At 47.3% G+C, this 16,697-nt stretch carries 19 protein-coding genes; 11 read left to right on the forward strand and 8 right to left on the reverse strand.

Annotated elements, in window-relative coordinates; genetic code table 11:
• The coding region (locus tag ACIQZ3_RS05455) for an IS3 family transposase (RefSeq protein WP_397390723.1) at positions 1–95 on the forward strand (95 nt) is incomplete at its 5' end.
• Positions 96–169: 74 nt separating this feature from the next.
• Here ACIQZ3_RS05455 and clpA read toward each other — a convergent pair.
• Positions 170–2,476, reverse strand: a complete 2,307-nt coding sequence (gene clpA / locus ACIQZ3_RS05460) for an ATP-dependent Clp protease ATP-binding subunit ClpA (protein ID WP_397391089.1) — start codon at positions 2,474–2,476, stop codon at positions 170–172.
• Positions 2,473–2,829, reverse strand: a complete 357-nt coding sequence (gene clpS / locus ACIQZ3_RS05465) for an ATP-dependent Clp protease adapter ClpS (RefSeq protein WP_397391182.1) — start codon at positions 2,827–2,829, stop codon at positions 2,473–2,475. The genes clpA and clpS overlap by 4 nt, the downstream gene beginning before the upstream one ends.
• Before the next feature lie 275 nt (positions 2,830–3,104).
• On the opposite strand from clpS, the gene ACIQZ3_RS05470 reads away from it, so the two are divergent.
• A complete protein-coding gene (locus tag ACIQZ3_RS05470) occupies positions 3,105–3,308 on the forward strand; it encodes a cold-shock protein (RefSeq protein WP_011903586.1) in 204 nt (67 codons plus the stop codon).
• Between the two features lie 124 nt (positions 3,309–3,432).
• On the forward strand, positions 3,433–3,888 hold the full coding sequence (locus ACIQZ3_RS05475; RefSeq protein WP_397391091.1) for a DUF192 domain-containing protein: 456 nt from the start codon (positions 3,433–3,435) through the stop codon (positions 3,886–3,888).
• A gap of 93 nt (positions 3,889–3,981) precedes the next feature.
• On the opposite strand, the gene ACIQZ3_RS05480 is transcribed toward ACIQZ3_RS05475, so the two are convergent.
• Genes ACIQZ3_RS05480 through argF form a run of 3 tightly spaced genes read right to left on the reverse strand, consistent with a single transcriptional unit; the run spans position 3,982 to position 6,564 of the window.
• Entirely contained in the window at positions 3,982–4,287 is a 306-nt protein-coding gene (locus ACIQZ3_RS05480; RefSeq protein ID WP_397391093.1) for a pyrimidine/purine nucleoside phosphorylase, read from the reverse strand.
• 45 nt (positions 4,288–4,332) lie between these two features.
• A complete protein-coding gene (locus tag ACIQZ3_RS05485; protein WP_397391095.1) occupies positions 4,333–5,562 on the reverse strand; it encodes an argininosuccinate synthase in 1,230 nt (409 codons plus the stop codon).
• 54 nt (positions 5,563–5,616) lie between these two features.
• Complete coding sequence (gene argF, locus ACIQZ3_RS05490; protein WP_397391097.1) at positions 5,617–6,564, reverse strand: ornithine carbamoyltransferase; 948 nt, start codon at positions 6,562–6,564, stop codon at positions 5,617–5,619.
• A gap of 153 nt (positions 6,565–6,717) precedes the next feature.
• Between argF and ACIQZ3_RS05495 the strand changes: the two genes are divergently transcribed.
• Entirely contained in the window at positions 6,718–7,032 is a 315-nt protein-coding gene (locus ACIQZ3_RS05495; protein ID WP_114691861.1) for a DUF3579 domain-containing protein, read from the forward strand.
• A gap of 75 nt (positions 7,033–7,107) precedes the next feature.
• Here the strand turns inward: ACIQZ3_RS05495 and rpsT are convergent, their stop codons facing one another.
• The gene (gene rpsT / locus ACIQZ3_RS05500) at positions 7,108–7,374 is read right to left on the reverse strand and encodes a 30S ribosomal protein S20 (protein ID WP_015421893.1); all 267 of its coding nucleotides are present in this window, start codon (positions 7,372–7,374) and stop codon (positions 7,108–7,110) included.
• 153 nt (positions 7,375–7,527) lie between these two features.
• On the opposite strand from rpsT, the gene murJ reads away from it, so the two are divergent.
• Positions 7,528–9,081 carry a murein biosynthesis integral membrane protein MurJ gene (gene murJ / locus ACIQZ3_RS05505; RefSeq protein ID WP_397391099.1) on the forward strand — a complete coding sequence of 518 codons (1,554 nt, stop codon included), beginning with the start codon at positions 7,528–7,530 and terminating at the stop codon, positions 9,079–9,081.
• Positions 9,082–9,086: 5 nt separating this feature from the next.
• Positions 9,087–9,929, forward strand: a complete 843-nt coding sequence (locus ACIQZ3_RS05510; protein ID WP_397391101.1) for a SirB1 family protein — start codon at positions 9,087–9,089, stop codon at positions 9,927–9,929.
• Between the two features lie 19 nt (positions 9,930–9,948).
• Here the strand turns inward: ACIQZ3_RS05510 and ACIQZ3_RS05515 are convergent, their stop codons facing one another.
• Positions 9,949–10,608 carry a DedA family protein gene (locus ACIQZ3_RS05515; protein ID WP_397391103.1) on the reverse strand — a complete coding sequence of 220 codons (660 nt, stop codon included), beginning with the start codon at positions 10,606–10,608 and terminating at the stop codon, positions 9,949–9,951.
• A 67-nt stretch (positions 10,609–10,675) separates the two neighbouring features.
• Here ACIQZ3_RS05515 and miaA point away from each other — a divergent pair, with 67 nt between their 5' ends.
• The gene (miaA, locus tag ACIQZ3_RS05520; RefSeq protein ID WP_397391104.1) at positions 10,676–11,680 is read left to right on the forward strand and encodes a tRNA (adenosine(37)-N6)-dimethylallyltransferase MiaA; all 1,005 of its coding nucleotides are present in this window, start codon (positions 10,676–10,678) and stop codon (positions 11,678–11,680) included.
• A gap of 13 nt (positions 11,681–11,693) precedes the next feature.
• Here the strand turns inward: miaA and purM are convergent, their stop codons facing one another.
• Positions 11,694–12,746, reverse strand: coding sequence for a phosphoribosylformylglycinamidine cyclo-ligase (purM, locus tag ACIQZ3_RS05525; RefSeq protein WP_397391106.1), 1,053 nt, complete (start codon positions 12,744–12,746; stop codon positions 11,694–11,696).
• Between the two features lie 73 nt (positions 12,747–12,819).
• Between purM and ACIQZ3_RS05530 the strand changes: the two genes are divergently transcribed.
• The 4 genes from ACIQZ3_RS05530 to pcnB are packed head-to-tail and all read left to right on the forward strand — an operon-like array spanning position 12,820 to position 16,664.
• On the forward strand, positions 12,820–13,809 hold the full coding sequence (locus ACIQZ3_RS05530; protein ID WP_397391108.1) for an AI-2E family transporter: 990 nt from the start codon (positions 12,820–12,822) through the stop codon (positions 13,807–13,809).
• 12 nt (positions 13,810–13,821) lie between these two features.
• Entirely contained in the window at positions 13,822–14,580 is a 759-nt protein-coding gene (gene hda / locus ACIQZ3_RS05535; protein ID WP_397391110.1) for a DnaA regulatory inactivator Hda, read from the forward strand.
• A 6-nt stretch (positions 14,581–14,586) separates the two neighbouring features.
• Complete coding sequence (locus tag ACIQZ3_RS05540; RefSeq protein ID WP_397391112.1) at positions 14,587–15,267, forward strand: HAD family hydrolase; 681 nt, start codon at positions 14,587–14,589, stop codon at positions 15,265–15,267.
• The gene (pcnB, locus tag ACIQZ3_RS05545; RefSeq protein WP_397391114.1) at positions 15,264–16,664 is read left to right on the forward strand and encodes a polynucleotide adenylyltransferase PcnB; all 1,401 of its coding nucleotides are present in this window, start codon (positions 15,264–15,266) and stop codon (positions 16,662–16,664) included. The genes ACIQZ3_RS05540 and pcnB overlap by 4 nt, the downstream gene beginning before the upstream one ends.
• Positions 16,665–16,697 lie beyond the last annotated feature (33 nt).

Here is a 16,697-nt window from a genome sequence, read left to right on the forward strand (position 1 = left end):
AATATATCCATTACTACAACCATGATCGAATCAAACAAAAACTAAAGAGATTGAGCCCGGTAAATTACCGAACTCAATCCCTCGTGCTAACCTAACTAAACTGTCCAACTACTGGGGGTTAGTTCATTTGGGTGGCTGTTTAGTGACCCAGCATTAAGGGCAAAGGAAGTTAAATCTCCTCAACTGGAGCTACATCTGCCTTAGGCCGTTTACCCGGAATCCCCGGAGCATCAAACTGAAGCTGAACTTTGCCATCAGCATCAATGTCAACGTCAACATGACCACCCTGCGCTAATTTTCCGAAAAGTAGCTCATCTGCCAGAGCCTTACGCACCGCATCTTGAATGATGCGTTGCATTGGTCTTGCGCCCATGAGCGGGTCAAAGCCATGTTTAGCCAAATGCGCACGCAATGCTGAGCTAAATGTGGCATCCACCTTCTTCTCATGGAGTTGCTCTTCTAGTTGCATTAAGAACTTATCCACTACACGCATGATGATGGTTTCATCAAGCGCCTTGAAGGAAACAATCGCATCTAAACGGTTGCGGAACTCTGGCGTAAAGAACTTCTTAATATCGGCCATTTCATCGCCGGACTCACGCGCATTGGTAAAGCCGATCGTGGACTTCTGCATAGCTTCAGCGCCAGCATTCGTAGTCATAATGATGATGACATTACGGAAGTCAGTCTTGCGGCCATTGTTATCCGTAAGAGTGCCGTGATCCATTACCTGCAAGAGAATATTGAAAATATCTGGATGAGCCTTTTCAATTTCATCGAGCAAGAGAACGCAATGCGGTTTCTTGTTAACAGCCTCAGTCAGCAAGCCCCCTTGGTCAAAGCCTACATATCCTGGAGGCGCGCCAATTAAACGGCTAACTGCATGACGTTCCATATACTCAGACATATCAAAGCGTAGAAGCTCAATACCCAAGATGTAAGCAAGCTGCTTAGCAACCTCAGTCTTGCCAACACCAGTTGGGCCAGAGAACAAGAATGATCCAATTGGTCTATCGATCTTGCCAAGACCAGCACGAGTCATCTTAATAGCGCTCGCCAATGCCTCAATTGCAGGATCTTGACCAAACACCACACTCTTAATATCGCGATCTAATGTTTGCAGCTTGCTACGATCATCCACAGTTACAGACTGTGGCGGTATGCGAGCAATCTTGGCAACGATCTCTTCAATCTCTGGACGGCCAATGGTTTTCTTCTGCTTGGACTTCGGCAGAATACGTTGCGCAGCACCAGCCTCATCAATCACATCAATCGCCTTATCAGGCAAATGGCGATCATTGATGTAGCGTGAAGACAGCTCAGCCGCAGCCACCAAAGCGGTGGAAGCGTATTTAACACCGTGATGCTCTTCGAAGCGTGACTTCAAACCACGCAAGATTTGCACTGTCTGATCTACGGTTGGCTCAACTACATCCACCTTCTGGAATCGACGTGACAAGGCTGCATCTTTTTCGAAAATGCCACGATACTCAGTAAAGGTGGTTGCGCCGATACATTTGAGCTGACCATTCGATAGCGCAGGTTTTAGTAAATTACTCGCATCCAAGGTTCCGCCCGATGCGGCACCTGCACCGATCAAGGTGTGGATCTCGTCAATAAATAAAACGCCATGTGCGCTGTCTTTTAAAGACTTGAGAACACTCTTTAAGCGCTGCTCAAAATCTCCACGGTACTTAGTGCCCGCTAATAGCGCACCCATGTCCAAGGAATAGACTGTGGCATCAGCCAAAATCTCAGGGACATCCCCTTTTACAATTCTCCAGGCTAGACCTTCAGCAATCGCGGTCTTACCCACGCCAGCCTCACCCACCAATAGCGGATTATTTTTACGGCGACGGCAAAGCACCTGAATCACACGCTCAACTTCGCTATCACGCCCAATTAGTGGATCAATCTTGCCTTGCTTAGCCAGAACATTGAGGTTCTGGGTGTATTGCTCTAAAGGGCTCTCTTTACCACCGGACGATGCATCTTCCGTCTCTTGGGCCGCCTCAGCAGGCTTAACACTCTCAGCTTGATCTTTGCGTACACCGTGACTAATAAAGTTCACTACGTCGAGGCGAGTCACACCTTGTTGCTGCAAGAAGTACACCGCATGCGAATCTTTTTCACCAAAGATGGCTACGAGTACATTGGCGCCAGTAACTTCTTTCTTACCATTTGAGGTGGATTGCACATGCATGATGGCACGTTGAATGACGCGCTGAAAACCTAAGGTTGGCTGCGTATCCACTTCATCATTACCGGGGACAACGGGTGTGTTGTCATTAATAAAGTTCTTGAGTTGCGCACGCAGCTCAGCAATATTGACAGCGCAGGCTTTTAAAACCTCGACTGCGGTTGCGTTATCTAATAGGGCGGCAAGTAAATGCTCTACCGTAATAAATTCATGTCTTGAAGCTCGTGCGTCAACAAACGCCATGTGCAAACTGACTTCTAGTTCCTGGGCAATCATGCTTCCTCCATAGTGCACTGTAGTGGGTGACCCGCTTCGCGGGAGAGCTCGATAACTTGATGCACTTTTGTTGCCGCAACATCACGTGTAAATACACCGCAAATGCCTTTGCCAACTAAATGAACCTGCAACATGATCCGTGTAGCTGTTTCATGATCTTTATTAAAATACTCCTGAATAACCATCACCACAAATTCCATTGGCGTGTAATCGTCATTCAATAGTAAAACTTTATACATCGAAGGCGCTTTTAGTTTCTCAGCCTGCTTTTCGAGAAGAAGGATGTCTTCGATGTGAGGGCTGTTTGGATTGCCAACCGTGGGATTTTTCGTTGTACGACTCATGAGAAACATTCTAAACACAGATATAAAAAATTGGATTTGAGGGCTTTGTTGCAAAAAACCATCAAGAAAGGGCTCTTAACCCCATATTGGGGCATTTTTCGATAAAAAAAGGGGGCTTTATGAGTAACTATCTTTGCCCTACCCCTTGACACCCCACCATAAAGGGCAAACAATCAGGGGGTAGGCTTTATTTGAAGTCCTATTTAGGCGTGTTGTAGAGCGAGACTGATTAAAAAGTATTCACCCTCATCACGGTTGTTTTAAGTTTATGTAATGGAGTTCGCATGGCGACCGGAATTGTTAAGTGGTTCAATGATGCAAAAGGTTTTGGCTTTATCAAACCTGATGATGGTGAAGAAGAGTTGTTCGCGCATTTCAGCGCAATCACAATGCCTGGGTTCAAAACCCTCAAGGAAAACCAAAAGGTAACGTTTGATATTACCCAAGGCCCTAAAGGCAAACAAGCTACTAATATCCAAGCAGCTTAATCTGCTTTAGATCATTACTAAAAACCCAGGACTTGTTCCTGGGTTTTTTTTCGCCTATATTTTCTTGTCTTGCCAGCACTACCTTAGAATTACCCCCCACTCACACCAATCACTTAAAAACACCATGCGTTTACCCAATATCAAACAATTCATATTTTCATTGGCGGCGATTATCAGCAGCTTTTCAAGCGCTACATTTGCACAGCAAAATGTTGGCCTGCCGACAATTGAACTCAAGACTGGAATCTATCGTATTCAGGTAGAGTTAGCGGATACACCCAAGGCCCGTGAAGTTGGACTCATGAATCGGACCAGCATGCCCACCAACTCCGGCATGCTTTTTATCTTCGAACAAAAAGCAGGTCACTGTTTCTGGATGAGCAACACCAAGATCCCACTGTCCATCGCCTTCATTGCTGATGATGGAAAGATTGTGAACATCGAAGAGATGCAAGCGGAGACTACCAATAACCACTGTCCGAAGGCGGCAGTACGCTACGCGCTAGAGATGAACAAACAGTGGTTCTCTGAGAGAGTCATCGTCCCCGGCACGGTCATTCAAGGACTGCCTAAGAAATAAAAGTTTATTGACGCCTACACAAACAAAAACGCAGACCGAGGTCTGCGTTTTATTTGAGGGCACAAGAAACAATCGCCTTGCTTATCAACTCACTTATTCAAAGTGGCAAACATAGTGAACCGGGGACTCGGCACGAATGATGAAATAACCACCCTTTTCCACTTCCCAGCTTTGACCAGCCTTGAACTCGACCTCTGGAGCGCCGTTGATGCTAACGAAGGCATTTCCATCAACCACTTCCATGATCTCTTTAGCGCTCAGGTCAAAACGTAAAGTGCTTGGCAATACAACGCCAACTGACTTACGAACACCGTTTGGCAGAGTCACAGTATGGGATACGCACTTACCATCGAAAAATACATTGGCTTTTTTGCCTACAGAAACTTGATCAAATTCCATCTTTATTCTTTCTAATCTGAATTACTAGTTAGTTATTTATCTGAATTATTTAGCACGCTTACGTCTTGCAGTTTCAGCAATGCGCATGCGCAAAGCATTGAGCTTGATGAATCCACCGGCATCTACTTGGTTGTAAGCGCCGCCATCATCATCAAAGGTAGCAATTGTTTGATCAAATAAAGTGTTTGCTGAATCACGTGAGATTACAGAGACAGATCCCTTATAGAGCTTCAGGCGTACAACACCATTGACCATCTGTTGAGTGTGATCGATCAAGGTTTGTAAGGCCAGACGCTCTGGCGCCCACCATAAACCGTTATAGATCAAGCTAGCGTAACGTGGCATCAAGTCATCTTTGAGGTGAGCTACTTCACGATCTAGAGTAATACTCTCAATACCGCGGTGCGCCTTCAACAAAATTGTGCCACCAGGAGTTTCATAGCAACCACGGCTCTTCATACCTACGAAGCGGTTCTCAACCAAGTCGAGGCGGCCAATACCATGCATACCACCGATACGATTGAGCTCTGCCAACAACTCATGAGGCTTATAGGCTGTGCCATTAATCGCTACTGGATCACCTGCGCGGAATTCAATTTCAATTATTTCTGGGGTGTCTGGAGCTTTCTCGGGAGAGACCGTCCAACGCCACATGGATTCTTCGGCTTCAGCATTTGGATTCTCGAGATGACGACCTTCGTAACTGATGTGCAACAAGTTGGCGTCCATGGAGTATGGTGAGCCGCCTTGCTTATGCTTCATCTCAACTGGGATGCCATGCTTTTCTGCATAAGCCATCAATTTTTCACGAGAGAGTAAATCCCATTCACGCCATGGAGCAATAACTTTGATTCCTGGCTCGAGTGCATAGTAGCCCAACTCAAAACGCACCTGGTCATTACCTTTACCAGTAGCACCATGTGAAACAGCGTCCGCGCCAGTCTGACGAGCAATCTCAATTTGACGTTTGGCGATCAATGGACGCGCAATGGAGGTACCTAAAAGATACTCACCTTCATAAATCGTATTAGCGCGAAACATGGGGAATACAAAGTCGCGCACAAACTCTTCACGCAGGTCATCGATAAAAATATTTTCTGGCTTGATACCAAACTGCAGTGCCTTAGCACGCGCTGGCTCAAGCTCTTCACCCTGACCCAAATCGGCGGTAAAAGTAACGATCTCACATTGATACGTATCTTGAAGCCACTTCAAGATCACGCTAGTGTCAAGACCACCGGAATACGCTAGAACAACTTTTTTAATATCAGACATGATTTCTATTCAATCAAAAATTAACGAATAACCAACAAAGACAAATTACTTAAATTAATCCAAGCGACCACAGAGTAAATACTCCATTAAAGCCTTCTGAACATGCAAACGATTTTCAGCCTCTTCCCAAACAATACTTTGAGGGCCATCAATCACTTCAGCAGAAACCTCTTCACCACGATGTGCCGGCAAGCAATGCATGAACAAGGCATCTGGCTTGGCTAAAGACATCAACTCTTCACCCACCATCCAGTCCTTAAAAGCTGCCATACGAGAAGTATTTTCATCCTCATAGCCCATGCTAGTCCATACATCAGTAGTAACCAAGTCAGCACCTTTGCAGGCGTCTTTTGGATCAGAGCAAATTGTCAGGTGCTCCAAAGCTTTCGCAGTCAACCTGGAATCATCCAGTTGATAACCACCAGGAGCAGAGAAACGAATTTGAAAGTCCAAACACTCTGCCGCCTGAATCCAGGTATAAGCCATATTGTTGGCATCACCCACCCAAGCAACTGTTTTACCCTGAATCGGGCCGCGCGCCTCTACAAAGGTAAAGATATCGGCCAATACTTGGCAAGGATGGTATTCGTTGGTTAAGCCATTGATCACAGGCACACGAGAATTGGCTGCAAAGCGCTCAATAATCTCTTGGCCAAAAGTACGGATCATGATGATGTCAGTCATCCTGGAAATTACCTGAGCAGCGTCCTCTACAGGCTCGCCACGACCCAACTGAGTGTCGCGGGTATTTAGGTAGACAGCATGACCACCAAGCTGGTGGATGCCCGCCTCGAAGGAAAGGCGGGTGCGCGTGGAGTGCTTCTCAAAAATCATTGCTAGCGTGCGATCGTGCAAAGGATGCCAAGTCTCGTAACTCTTGAACTTGGTCTTAAGCCAAGCAGAGCGCTTAAGGAGATAGTCATACTCTTCGCACGTCAGGTCAGCAAACTGCAAGTAATGCTTAACCTGGCCGGGCACTTGAGGCTTTGCCAAAGATGTCATTGTTGAGCTTTCTACTAGAGTTTTAGCTTGCATTTTTTGTTTGGGGCATCGAACTGCACGAAAATAGTTCCTAAAGTCATCTTAAGGCCTTCGCAGACTGTTAAGCTAGAGGGCTGAGCAACACTGATTCCTTACAACGATTTCTACGCCAACTTGAACCACAAAAAGCTTTTCATTCAAGGCATTACAACTTCTGGCAAACCTTTTCGTCCCAGCGACTGGGCCGAACGTCTTTGCGGGGTGATGGCCACTTTTCGCCCGCCAGGCGATGCTGGCGACCCCCGCTTCACTTACTCACCATATGTCAGGCCAGTGGTTATTGCAAAAGTGAAATGCGTTGTTATTGATACCAGACTAAGAGACCTTGATCCGAGAGCGCTCGACTTTGTCATGAACTTTGCCAAAGACAACAGCCTACCAATCGAAGAGGCCTGTGAATTCGAACCGAATTCACAATCCCAGTCCTAAAAACAAAAACCCGCTCTGATAAGGAGCGGGCTTAGACTCAGATTACTCTAGAGTCTGCCTAAAACTATAAAAGTCTTACGCTGCCATTGCCTTGATAGCTGCAGACAAACGTGACTTCTGACGTGATGCAGTATTTTTGTGAGCAATCTTTTTGTCAGCAATCTTGTCGATTGTTGATTGAGTTGCTGCGAACACTTTAGCTGCAGCAGCTTTGTCGCCAGTTTCAATTGCTTTGCGAACTGCCTTGATGGAAGTGCGAAGCTTTGAACGCAAACTGGAGTTGTGTTCATTCTGTTTTACTGCCTGCCGTGCGCGTTTACGCGCTTGTGCGGTATTGGCCATCTTTAAACCTTGCTATATAAAAATTACAAAATACGATTAACTGAAAATCTGCGTGGGTTCGCCAAATTTGTAAGCTGACTCACCAAAACCCAAGATTTTACATTAAAGGACTAAAAAAGCCCAGTCGCTTAATAAATAGGGGAAAATTAGCCCATGAATCTGCTTTCCACTGCCGCCAAGGTCAGCTCCCTCACGATGCTCTCCAGGATCACCGGACTCCTCCGGGAGACCTTGATTGCCCGTAGTTTTGGGACCTCAGAGTGGACGGATGCCTTTAATGTAGCCTTCAGACTGCCCAATTTGCTACGCCGACTCTTTGCCGAGGGAGCCTTTTCCCAGGCATTTGTGCCTATTTTGGGGGAAATCTCGAGCCAAGGGGATGTAAAACAGTCCCAGATCCTCGTAAATGTCGTTGCTACGCTCTTATTTTGGGCTTTGCTGCTTACGGTACTCCTGGGGATTATTGGCGCGCCCCTGTTGATTCTGGCGATTGCTACAGGCTTTGAGGGAGGTCCAGCCTACGAGGCAAGCGTAGTCATGACCCGAATCATGTTCCCCTATATTGGCCTCATTTCCATGGTTTCCCTTTCTGCGGGAATCCTCAACACCTTTGGTCGCTTTGCTGTTCCGGCGTTTACCCCGGTTTTACTCAATTTAGCCCTCATTGGCAGCGCCATCTTTTTGGCACCCCATCTGGATCAACCAATTTACGCCCTGAGTATTGGCGTACTGTTGGGCGGCGTGTTGCAGTTAGCCATTCAGGTTCCAGCCCTTGCTCATTTAGGCCTACTTCCAAGAGTGGGCCTCCTACCCGGAGCAATTAAAGCGGCAGTTAAAAATCCGGATGCCCGTCGTGTCATGAAATTAATGGGTCCTGCGGTGTTTGCCGTTTCTGTTGCTCAGATTTCCCTCATCATCAATACCAACATTGCCTCTCGCCTACAAGCGGGTAGCGTATCCTGGCTCTCCTATGCAGATCGCCTAATGGAATTTCCGACGGCCCTTTTAGGCGTGGCTCTAGGAACAGTTTTGCTGCCAAGCCTGAGTAAGGCAAACGCAAAAAATGATTTAGTACATGCTGGTGAACTTCTCATTTGGGGACTGCAACTGACCTTTTTGCTAGCCGCCCCTTGCGCAATTGCGCTCTTTATTTTTGGTGAACCACTGGCAGCGGTGCTGTATCACTACGGCAAGTTCAACGCCTTAGACGTCTTAATGACGCAGCGAGCATTGGCAGCCTATGGTGTTGGACTTATTGGCCTCATTTTGGTGAAGATCTTAGCTCCCGGCTTTTACTCACGGCAAAATATCCGCACACCAGTAAAGATTGGCCTACTGGTCTTGGTAGCAACCCAATTAGCCAATTTAGTTTTTGTTCCTTGGTTTGGGCATGCCGGTCTTGCACTCTCCGTTGGTACTGGCGCCTGCCTGAACGCAACACTCCTTTGGGTGGGCTTACATCGAGGTGGCGCCCTACCCAGTGCTGCGTGGCTTAAATATCTAGGGCAGTTATTGCTGGCCTTAATTCCTTTTGCGTTCCTGCTGTATTACGCAGCCACCGCGCATGATTGGATCGCACTTCAATCTACCCCCTGGACTCGAGTAGGGTTAGTGACTGCCTGGCTAGCTGCCGCTGCAGTTATTTATTTTGCAGCCTTAGGCCTCGTTGGCATCCGCTGGCAAAAATTCCTACGTCATGCAAAATAGCTTGTATGCCAACACAACAACTCGACTATTTCACATCCCTCGTTGCTGAGGACGAGCACTTCCCTTTAACCGAGGCGACAGTAGCAGTTGCACAACATGCCTACCCTGACCTTGATGTTCAAGGAGTGCTGGATCAGATTGATCAGTGGGGCAACAAACTCAAGCAACGCATTACTTCAGATACGCCACCAATTCAGCGCCTGCAGTTGCTCAAGCATTTCTTTTATAACGAGTTGGGCTTTGGCCCCAACCCGAATGACTTCTACGCACCCGAGAATTCTTATCTACATCAGATCATTGAGAATCGCCGTGGTATTCCAATTTCTCTAGCCATCTTGATGATGGAGCTAGGCCAGCAAATTGGCTTGAATATTCGCGGAGTGTCTTTCCCGAATCACTTCATGATGCGCATCTCCTTACAACAAGGTGAAATCATCATGGATCCATTGAATGGCGAATCCCTTTCAAAAAATCAATTGCAAGAGATGCTGGACCCGTACCTTGATGCCAAAGGCTATCGCGGTGAACTCAGTCTGCCACTTAATATTTTCTTGAGAGCCTCTAGCTCGCGAGAAATCCTCTCGCGCTTTATGAGAAACCTCAAAATGATTTATTCAGAGGATGAGCGCTGGGAGAGGCTATTGGGCATTCAAGAACGTCTCGTGATTCTGTTGCCAGATTCAGCCGAGGAGGTTCGTGATCGCGGCTTGATCTTCGCTCAACTAGAGTACGTTCGTCCTGCGATAGCGGATCTGCATCACTACTTAAGCGAAATGCCTGGCGCAGAAGACGTGGCAGATATTCGTGAGCACATTGCCACGCTTGAAAGCCAGACTAAGCTGCACTAAGCAACCCGATTCAGCGATCTTATTTCTTTTTACGTTGAAATATTTTATATAGCGCGGCCAGCACGATTGGAATAGCTGCCGCACCAATACCAATCAATACGATCACATTAAGGTTTTGGCGAATGATGGGGATGTTGCCAAAAAAATAACCAGCAACAACCAAACCAAAAACCCACAAGAGCGCACCAGTCACATTGAACAACTGGAAGCGAGAGAAGTTCATTGCTGAAACGCCAGCAACAAAAGGTGCGAAGGTACGAATGATCGGTAAAAAGCGGGCCACAATAATTGTCTTGCCGCCATGCTTCTCATAAAAAGAATGTGTCTTACGTAAAGCTGCCTGATCAATCCAACGTGACTGGCTACTAAAAATTCTTTCGCCAATCCACCGACCAATAAAGTAGTTCACGGTATTGCCAGCAATGGCTGCGATTAATAAGCCAATACAAAGAGTCCACAGATTGAAATGCTCGGTAGCGCAATAGGCTCCGGCAATAAACAATAATGAATCGCCCGGCAAAAATGGAGCAACTACTAAACCAGTCTCGGCAAAAACAATAGCGAAGAGTAGGCCGTAAGCCCAATAGCCGTATTGCTGAATCACTATGTCTAAATGACGATCAATGTGCAACAGCAAATCACCTAACTGCAATAAGGTATCGATCAAATCGTGCTCCATGTATTAGTTGCAAGGATATTAACAGGCTAGCAATACCGATTGCGGCATTTCATTCCTATAATGCGGTATGCAAACTGAACTTCACATTCAGCCTACGCATCTATCTGATCAGCCACCCATACTGTGTATTGTTGGCCCAACAGGCGCAGGCAAAACCCATCTCACAATGGCATTAGCAGAGCATGCCAAATCCATTGGTCAAACCGTTGAATTAATCAGCATGGACTCCGCCTTGGTATATCGCGGATTGGATATTGGCAGCGCCAAACCAACTAAAGCAGAACAAGCTGCGGTTCAGCACCACTTGATTGATATCTTGGATCCCACCGAGTCCTATTCAGCAGCACGCTTCGCAAACGATGCCAAACGACTATGTCAGGAAATTCGAGAGCGGGGAAATATTCCGGTTGTGGTGGGTGGCACGATGCTGTATTGGCGGGCATGGGCGTATGGCCTATCCTCGCTCCCGCCAGCAGATCCAGAGATCCGCGCCCGTCTCGATGAGCAAGGGAAAGTGATTGGCTGGCCTGCGATGCATTCCGAGTTAGCTAAAGTAGACCCTGTTACCGCCGCACGTTTACAGCCCAATGACTCTCAACGCGTACAACGTGCTCTAGAGGTTTATGAAATTACTGGAAAACCCATGTCGGAGCTGTTGGCAGATTCACCAAGCGAAGATGGCCGAGAAGGTTCATCCATCCCAGAGTGGATTGATCTCATCTCACTAGAGCCGAGTGATCGCTTGCGCCTGCATCAGAACTTAGAAAAAAGATTTGATGAAATGCTGGTCGGTGGGCTACTAGAAGAGGTTAAGTTGCTCAGAAAGAATCCAGACCTGCATGGCGATCTCCCTGCCATTCGCTCTGTTGGCTATCGACAAGTCTGGGAATACTTATCTGGTGAAGTAGATCAAGCTGAAATGCGCTACAAAGCACTGGCTGCGACTAGACAGCTTGGCAAACGACAGTTAACTTGGTTGCGCGCGATTGCCGGGAGAAAAACATTTGACCCCTTCAACCCAAGCGAGTTGAGTTCAGCAATAGAGTACTGCAAACAAAGCCTAAGCAAATAGGCTTTGCTCAGTATTAAATAACGATAGTTTGCGGTGCACCAGCTGGACGCTCTACAACCTCGCCAACAGTCCAAGCATGCAAACCTTGAGCTTTGAGGGATTGGATTGCAGCATCCGCTTGATCGGCAGTGACGATCACCACCATACCAATACCGCAGTTAAATACGCGAACCATTTCTGCATCCGCTACGCCACCCTTCATCTGCAACCAACGGAAGAGTTCTGGCATCTGCCAACTGTCGCGATGCAATACAGCTTGCGTATTTTCTGGAAGCACGCGTGGTACGTTGTCCACTAAGCCGCCACCAGTGATATGCGCCATGCCTTTCACATTGACCTCTCCGATCAACTTCAGCAACTGCTTCACATAAATTTGCGTGGGGGCCATCACCACATCACCCAAGGAGCGACCACCCAAATCATCGGTTGGCTTGGCACCAGCACGCTCAATAATTTTGCGAACCAATGAATAGCCATTTGAATGTGCGCCGCTCGAAGCAATTGCCAAAACGACATCGCCAGGAGTAATGGTTGCGCCAGTAATAATTTTGGATTTTTCAACTGCGCCAACAGCAAAGCCGGCTAAGTCATATTCTCCTGGAGGGTACATGCCAGGCATCTCGGCCGTTTCTCCACCAATCAATGCACAACCTGACAACTCACAACCCTTAGCAATTCCGCCAACTACAGTGGCGGCAGTATCTACAGTGAGCTTGCCGCAGGCAAAGTAATCCAAGAAAAAGAGGGGTTCGGCGCCCTGAACCAAAATGTCGTTCACACTCATCGCCACCAAATCCTGGCCGATCGTATCGTGGCGATTCCACTCAAAAGCTAATCTCAATTTAGTACCAACGCCATCAGTGCCAGATACCAATACTGGCTCTTTATAGCGTTTTGGCACCTCAAACAGGGCGCCAAAGCCGCCAATGCCAGCTAATACTCCTTCGCGCATGGTTTTCTTGGCCAAAGGCTTGATGCGATCCACCAAGTCATCCCCAGCGTCGATGTCGACACCAGCGTCACGGTAGGAAAGGCCTTTTGAGGAAGAATTAGTAGATGAGTTCATGGCAGATATAGAAGATTAGTAAAAAACACTACTTGGTCGGTAGAATCATTGAATTCTAGAGGATTCGAGCACGATGGCTGAAATTTTTACCCCTTTTCTGACTGCATTTATTCTGGCTTACGCCCTACGCCCAGTTTGCCTGTGGCTTGAGAGGTATCGCCTACCCCGCGCAGCGGCTGCTGGGATTGCCATGATTTTTGGCCTGGGCGTGTGTTTTTTGATTTTGAGCCTGCTTATTACCCTCCTCAAAACTGAAATTCCCCTCATCAAGGCTCAATTTCCAACTTGGATCCAAAACACCCAAGCTTGGCTTCAGCCCAAATTGAATGATTTTCATATTGATGTGGATTGGGGCACCCTCAAGTCGAGCGCCACCCAAAAAATTACTACACACCTCAACGACAATTCCGATGCACTAATGTCCTCCACTTTGGATACGGTATTAATGTCAGGTAGCTCAGTAATTACAGGATTCGTTAATGTGGTTCTGACGCTATTTGTGATGTTTTATCTCTTGATCGACTGGGGGCATTTTTTCAAACTCGTCAAATCGATTGTTCCAGTACGCGCACAAGAAACTATTCACCACCTCGCAATGCATGCCGATGGTTTGTTGTCTCAATATCTCAGGGGCATGCTTATCGTCATTTCCATCATGTCCGTTTTTTACAGTGCTGGATTAAGCATTATTGGAATCAAAGGCGCTGTGGCATTAGGCGTATTCACTGCGCTCATGATTGTGATCCCCTACATCGGCATTACCTTAGGATTTACCTTGGCCATCCTTGCGGCCCTTTTGCAGTTTGGGCCTGGCGGCGCAATCATCGGGGTCCTAGTGCTCTACGGACTAGGGCAATTTATTGAAGGCTTCCTCCTCACGCCACGACTAGTAGGCGAGCGAATTGGTTTGCATCCCGTCGCAGTGCTTTTTGCTTTACTGCTATTCGGGAAATTATTTGGCTTCTTTGGTGTGTTGCTGGCGTTACCAACAAGCGCAGTCAGCTTGGTGCTACTGCAGTATGGTTGGTCACGCTATACCCAAAGCTCTTGGTATCAAAAATAAGTTTCCGCAGCAATGAATAGCTCCTCACTACCAAAACAGTTTGCGCTTGATATTGGTCACACACCTAAACCCAGCTTAAATAATTTTCTAGCTGGAGAAAACTTGGCGCTGCACTCGGCCTTGTTGGCCTTGGTCAAAGCTTGGGAAATAAACGCCCCAAGAGAGTCTAGTGAAAATCCGCTGAACCAACGCTGGATCTATTGGTGGGGACCAGAAGGCTCTGGTCGCACCCATCTGCTAAGCGCTATTGGCGATGCCGCCCAGGCGTTGGGTTTGGAGTACTTCCCCCTCACCCCCAATGAACCGATTTCCTGGGTACGCCTAGAAGAAAGCCTGCCCAACCTCTGTGCAAGCGATAAACCCTCTGTAATTACTGTGGATGACGTGGATCGACTGGATGAGCGCTTGGTGGCCTCTTTATTTCGTATTCTGAATGCTATTCATGGCAGCAAAGCCATTCACATCTTCATGGCAGGCAATGCCGCCCCCGGCGCTTTAAGCCTTAGAGAAGACCTTCGCACCCGTCTAGGATGGGGTTTGATCTTTCAAACTCATCTTTTAGGCGATGATGAGAAAATAGAAGCCTTACAGCAAGCAGCGCAAGCGCGCGGCTTGGTTTTATCCCCAGAGGTATTGCCTTGGTTGATAAATCGCTTTTATCGCGATATGCCAAACCTGATGGCCTTGATTGATGCTTTGGATGCTTATTCACTAGAAACAAAACGTGCTGTCACCTTGCCTCTGGTTAGAGAGCTCTTGCAGCCCAAATAAATATTAATGACTCAATTAGCACTGTTCGACTTAGATCACACTCTTCTCCCCTGCGATAGCGATTACGAATGGGGCCAGTTCTTGGCACGAATTGGCGTAGTAGATAGCAAATACTATGCACAGCAAAATGAACGCTTCTATCAAGATTACAAAGATGGCAAGCTCAATATTCAAGAGTTCTTGCGCTTTACTTTGAAGCCACTTTCGGAGCATTCTCGCGCGCAGCTCAAAGAATGGCATGATGCGTTTATGCAAGAAGTAATTCTTGGTCAGCTACGTCAACAAGCACTTGATTTAGTAAAACGTCACCAAGATGCCGGTGATCTTTGCTGTGTAGTGACCGCAACCAACAGCTTTGTTACTCGCCCTATCGTAGAAAGTTTTGGCATCGAACATCTCGTGGCCACCGAGCCTGCGACCGTGGGAGATAACCCGCTCGCCGATTTCACTGGCGAAGTTAAAGGTATCCCGAGTTTTCGAGAAGGCAAGATTCAACGAGTGCATGATTGGCTTGCTACACAAAATATCGCATTAGACCAATTCCCACAAAGTTATTTTTATTCAGACTCTATGAATGATTTACCTCTCCTGGAAAAAGTCAGCAACCCGGTTGCTACCAATCCAGATGCTCGCCTACGTGATGAAGCCTCAAAACGTCACTGGCCTATACTTGAACTGTTTGCATGATTACCAAATTTATTAAACGTATTTTGCGTCGTGACCCGATGGTCCGACATACTGCAGCCCATACCCCTGGCGCACCGAAACGAGTCCCTAAAAAATCTCACCGGATTGATCCGCATTTACTGTCTAAAAATGCCGTGAAGGTGACCCAAACTTTGCAGCAGGCTGGCTATGACGCTTTTATTGTCGGCGGTGCAGTACGAGATTTGGCTTTAGGAATTGGCCCAAAGGATTTCGATGTGGCAACTAATGCCACTCCCGAGCAAGTACAAAAGTTGTTCCGTAAGGCACGCCTAATTGGCCGTCGTTTTCAGATTGTGCACGTGACTTTCTTTGGCAAAGGCCAGCCTGAAATAATCGAGGTCTCCACCTTCAGAGCCTTACTGGAAAACGCTGGTGAGCACGTAGCTGAAAATGGCCGCATCCTACGAGATAACGTCTGGGGCAGCCAACATGAAGATGCCGCCCGCAGAGATTTCAGTATTAATGCGATGTACTACGATCCCGCTACTGAGACCGTACTCGACTATCACGGCGGCATGGCTGATATGCAAAAGAAAACCTTGCGCATGATTGGTGACCCCGCTAAGCGCTATCGTGAAGATCCAATTCGCATGTTGCGGGCTGTTCGTTTTGCTGCGAAGACCGGCTTTACTTTAGATGCAGCAACACGCGCGCCCATCGCTAAATTAGGCAAGCTGATTCATGATGTTCCATCTGCCCGCCTCTTCGATGAAATCCTTAAGCTACTCATGTCAGGTTACTCATGGACTGCGATTCAAGGCCTAAAAGATGCAGGACTACATCACGGCCTACTGCCCTTGCTGGATCACATCCTAGATAAAAGCGCGGATTCAAAAGAAGCAAATGATTTTGTTCGCATTGCTCTTGCAAATACCGACCAACGCATTCAATCTGGCAAGAGCGTTTCTGCAGGATTCTTGTTTGCTACTTTACTGTGGCCAGACCTGCTGAGTAATTGGAAAAAGAATATTGCCAAAGGAATTTCTAATATTCCAGCACTGCATGATGCGATGGACGAAACTATTGCAAGCCAAAGTAATGGCATGGTGATTCAACGTCGTTTCGAAAGTGACATGCGAGAAATCTGGTCTATGCAGCCCCGCTTTGAAAAGCGTGTTGGACGCTACCCTTATCGCCTGATTGAATCCCCACGCTTTAGAGCAGGCTATGACTTTATGTTGTTGCGCTGTACCACCGGCGAGAAAAACCCTTCTCTCGGTCAATGGTGGACTGACTTCATCGCTACTGATCCAGCAGGCCAAGAAGCCTTGATGGCTAGCGTCAAAAATGAGACTGGTAATAGCGCCTCCCCTGCAAAACGACGTCGTCGTAGAAAAGCCAAATTAGCCACACCCACTGAAGGTGCAGCAGTCTAAGCAGACTTGAGAAAAATTCAGTAAAGTAGATTC

Source organism: Polynucleobacter sp. (assembly GCF_044342855.1).
Taxonomy (GTDB): Bacteria; Pseudomonadota; Gammaproteobacteria; order Burkholderiales; family Burkholderiaceae; genus Polynucleobacter.

What these genes read in the sequence shown, in the direction of transcription:
- clpA (WP_397391089.1), bottom strand. Translation starts at nt 2,476, where the DNA reads ATGATTGCCCAGGAACTAGAAGTCAGTTTGCACATGGCGTTTGTTGAC.
- miaA (WP_397391104.1), top strand. Translation starts at nt 10,676, where the DNA reads ATGCAAACTGAACTTCACATTCAGCCTACGCATCTATCTGATCAGCCA.
- clpS (WP_397391182.1), bottom strand. Translation starts at nt 2,829, where the DNA reads ATGTTTCTCATGAGTCGTACAACGAAAAATCCCACGGTTGGCAATCCA.
- rpsT (WP_015421893.1), bottom strand. Translation starts at nt 7,374, where the DNA reads ATGGCCAATACCGCACAAGCGCGTAAACGCGCACGGCAGGCAGTAAAA.
- ACIQZ3_RS05480 (WP_397391093.1), bottom strand. Translation starts at nt 4,287, where the DNA reads ATGGAATTTGATCAAGTTTCTGTAGGCAAAAAAGCCAATGTATTTTTC.
- ACIQZ3_RS05510 (WP_397391101.1), top strand. Translation starts at nt 9,087, where the DNA reads ATGCCAACACAACAACTCGACTATTTCACATCCCTCGTTGCTGAGGAC.
- ACIQZ3_RS05470 (WP_011903586.1), top strand. Translation starts at nt 3,105, where the DNA reads ATGGCGACCGGAATTGTTAAGTGGTTCAATGATGCAAAAGGTTTTGGC.
- ACIQZ3_RS05515 (WP_397391103.1), bottom strand. Translation starts at nt 10,608, where the DNA reads ATGGAGCACGATTTGATCGATACCTTATTGCAGTTAGGTGATTTGCTG.
- ACIQZ3_RS05485 (WP_397391095.1), bottom strand. Translation starts at nt 5,562, where the DNA reads ATGTCTGATATTAAAAAAGTTGTTCTAGCGTATTCCGGTGGTCTTGAC.
- pcnB (WP_397391114.1), top strand. Translation starts at nt 15,264, where the DNA reads ATGATTACCAAATTTATTAAACGTATTTTGCGTCGTGACCCGATGGTC.
- purM (WP_397391106.1), bottom strand. Translation starts at nt 12,746, where the DNA reads ATGAACTCATCTACTAATTCTTCCTCAAAAGGCCTTTCCTACCGTGAC.
- ACIQZ3_RS05530 (WP_397391108.1), top strand. Translation starts at nt 12,820, where the DNA reads ATGGCTGAAATTTTTACCCCTTTTCTGACTGCATTTATTCTGGCTTAC.
- hda (WP_397391110.1), top strand. Translation starts at nt 13,822, where the DNA reads ATGAATAGCTCCTCACTACCAAAACAGTTTGCGCTTGATATTGGTCAC.
- murJ (WP_397391099.1), top strand. Translation starts at nt 7,528, where the DNA reads ATGAATCTGCTTTCCACTGCCGCCAAGGTCAGCTCCCTCACGATGCTC.
- argF (WP_397391097.1), bottom strand. Translation starts at nt 6,564, where the DNA reads ATGACATCTTTGGCAAAGCCTCAAGTGCCCGGCCAGGTTAAGCATTAC.
- ACIQZ3_RS05540 (WP_397391112.1), top strand. Translation starts at nt 14,587, where the DNA reads ATGACTCAATTAGCACTGTTCGACTTAGATCACACTCTTCTCCCCTGC.
- ACIQZ3_RS05475 (WP_397391091.1), top strand. Translation starts at nt 3,433, where the DNA reads ATGCGTTTACCCAATATCAAACAATTCATATTTTCATTGGCGGCGATT.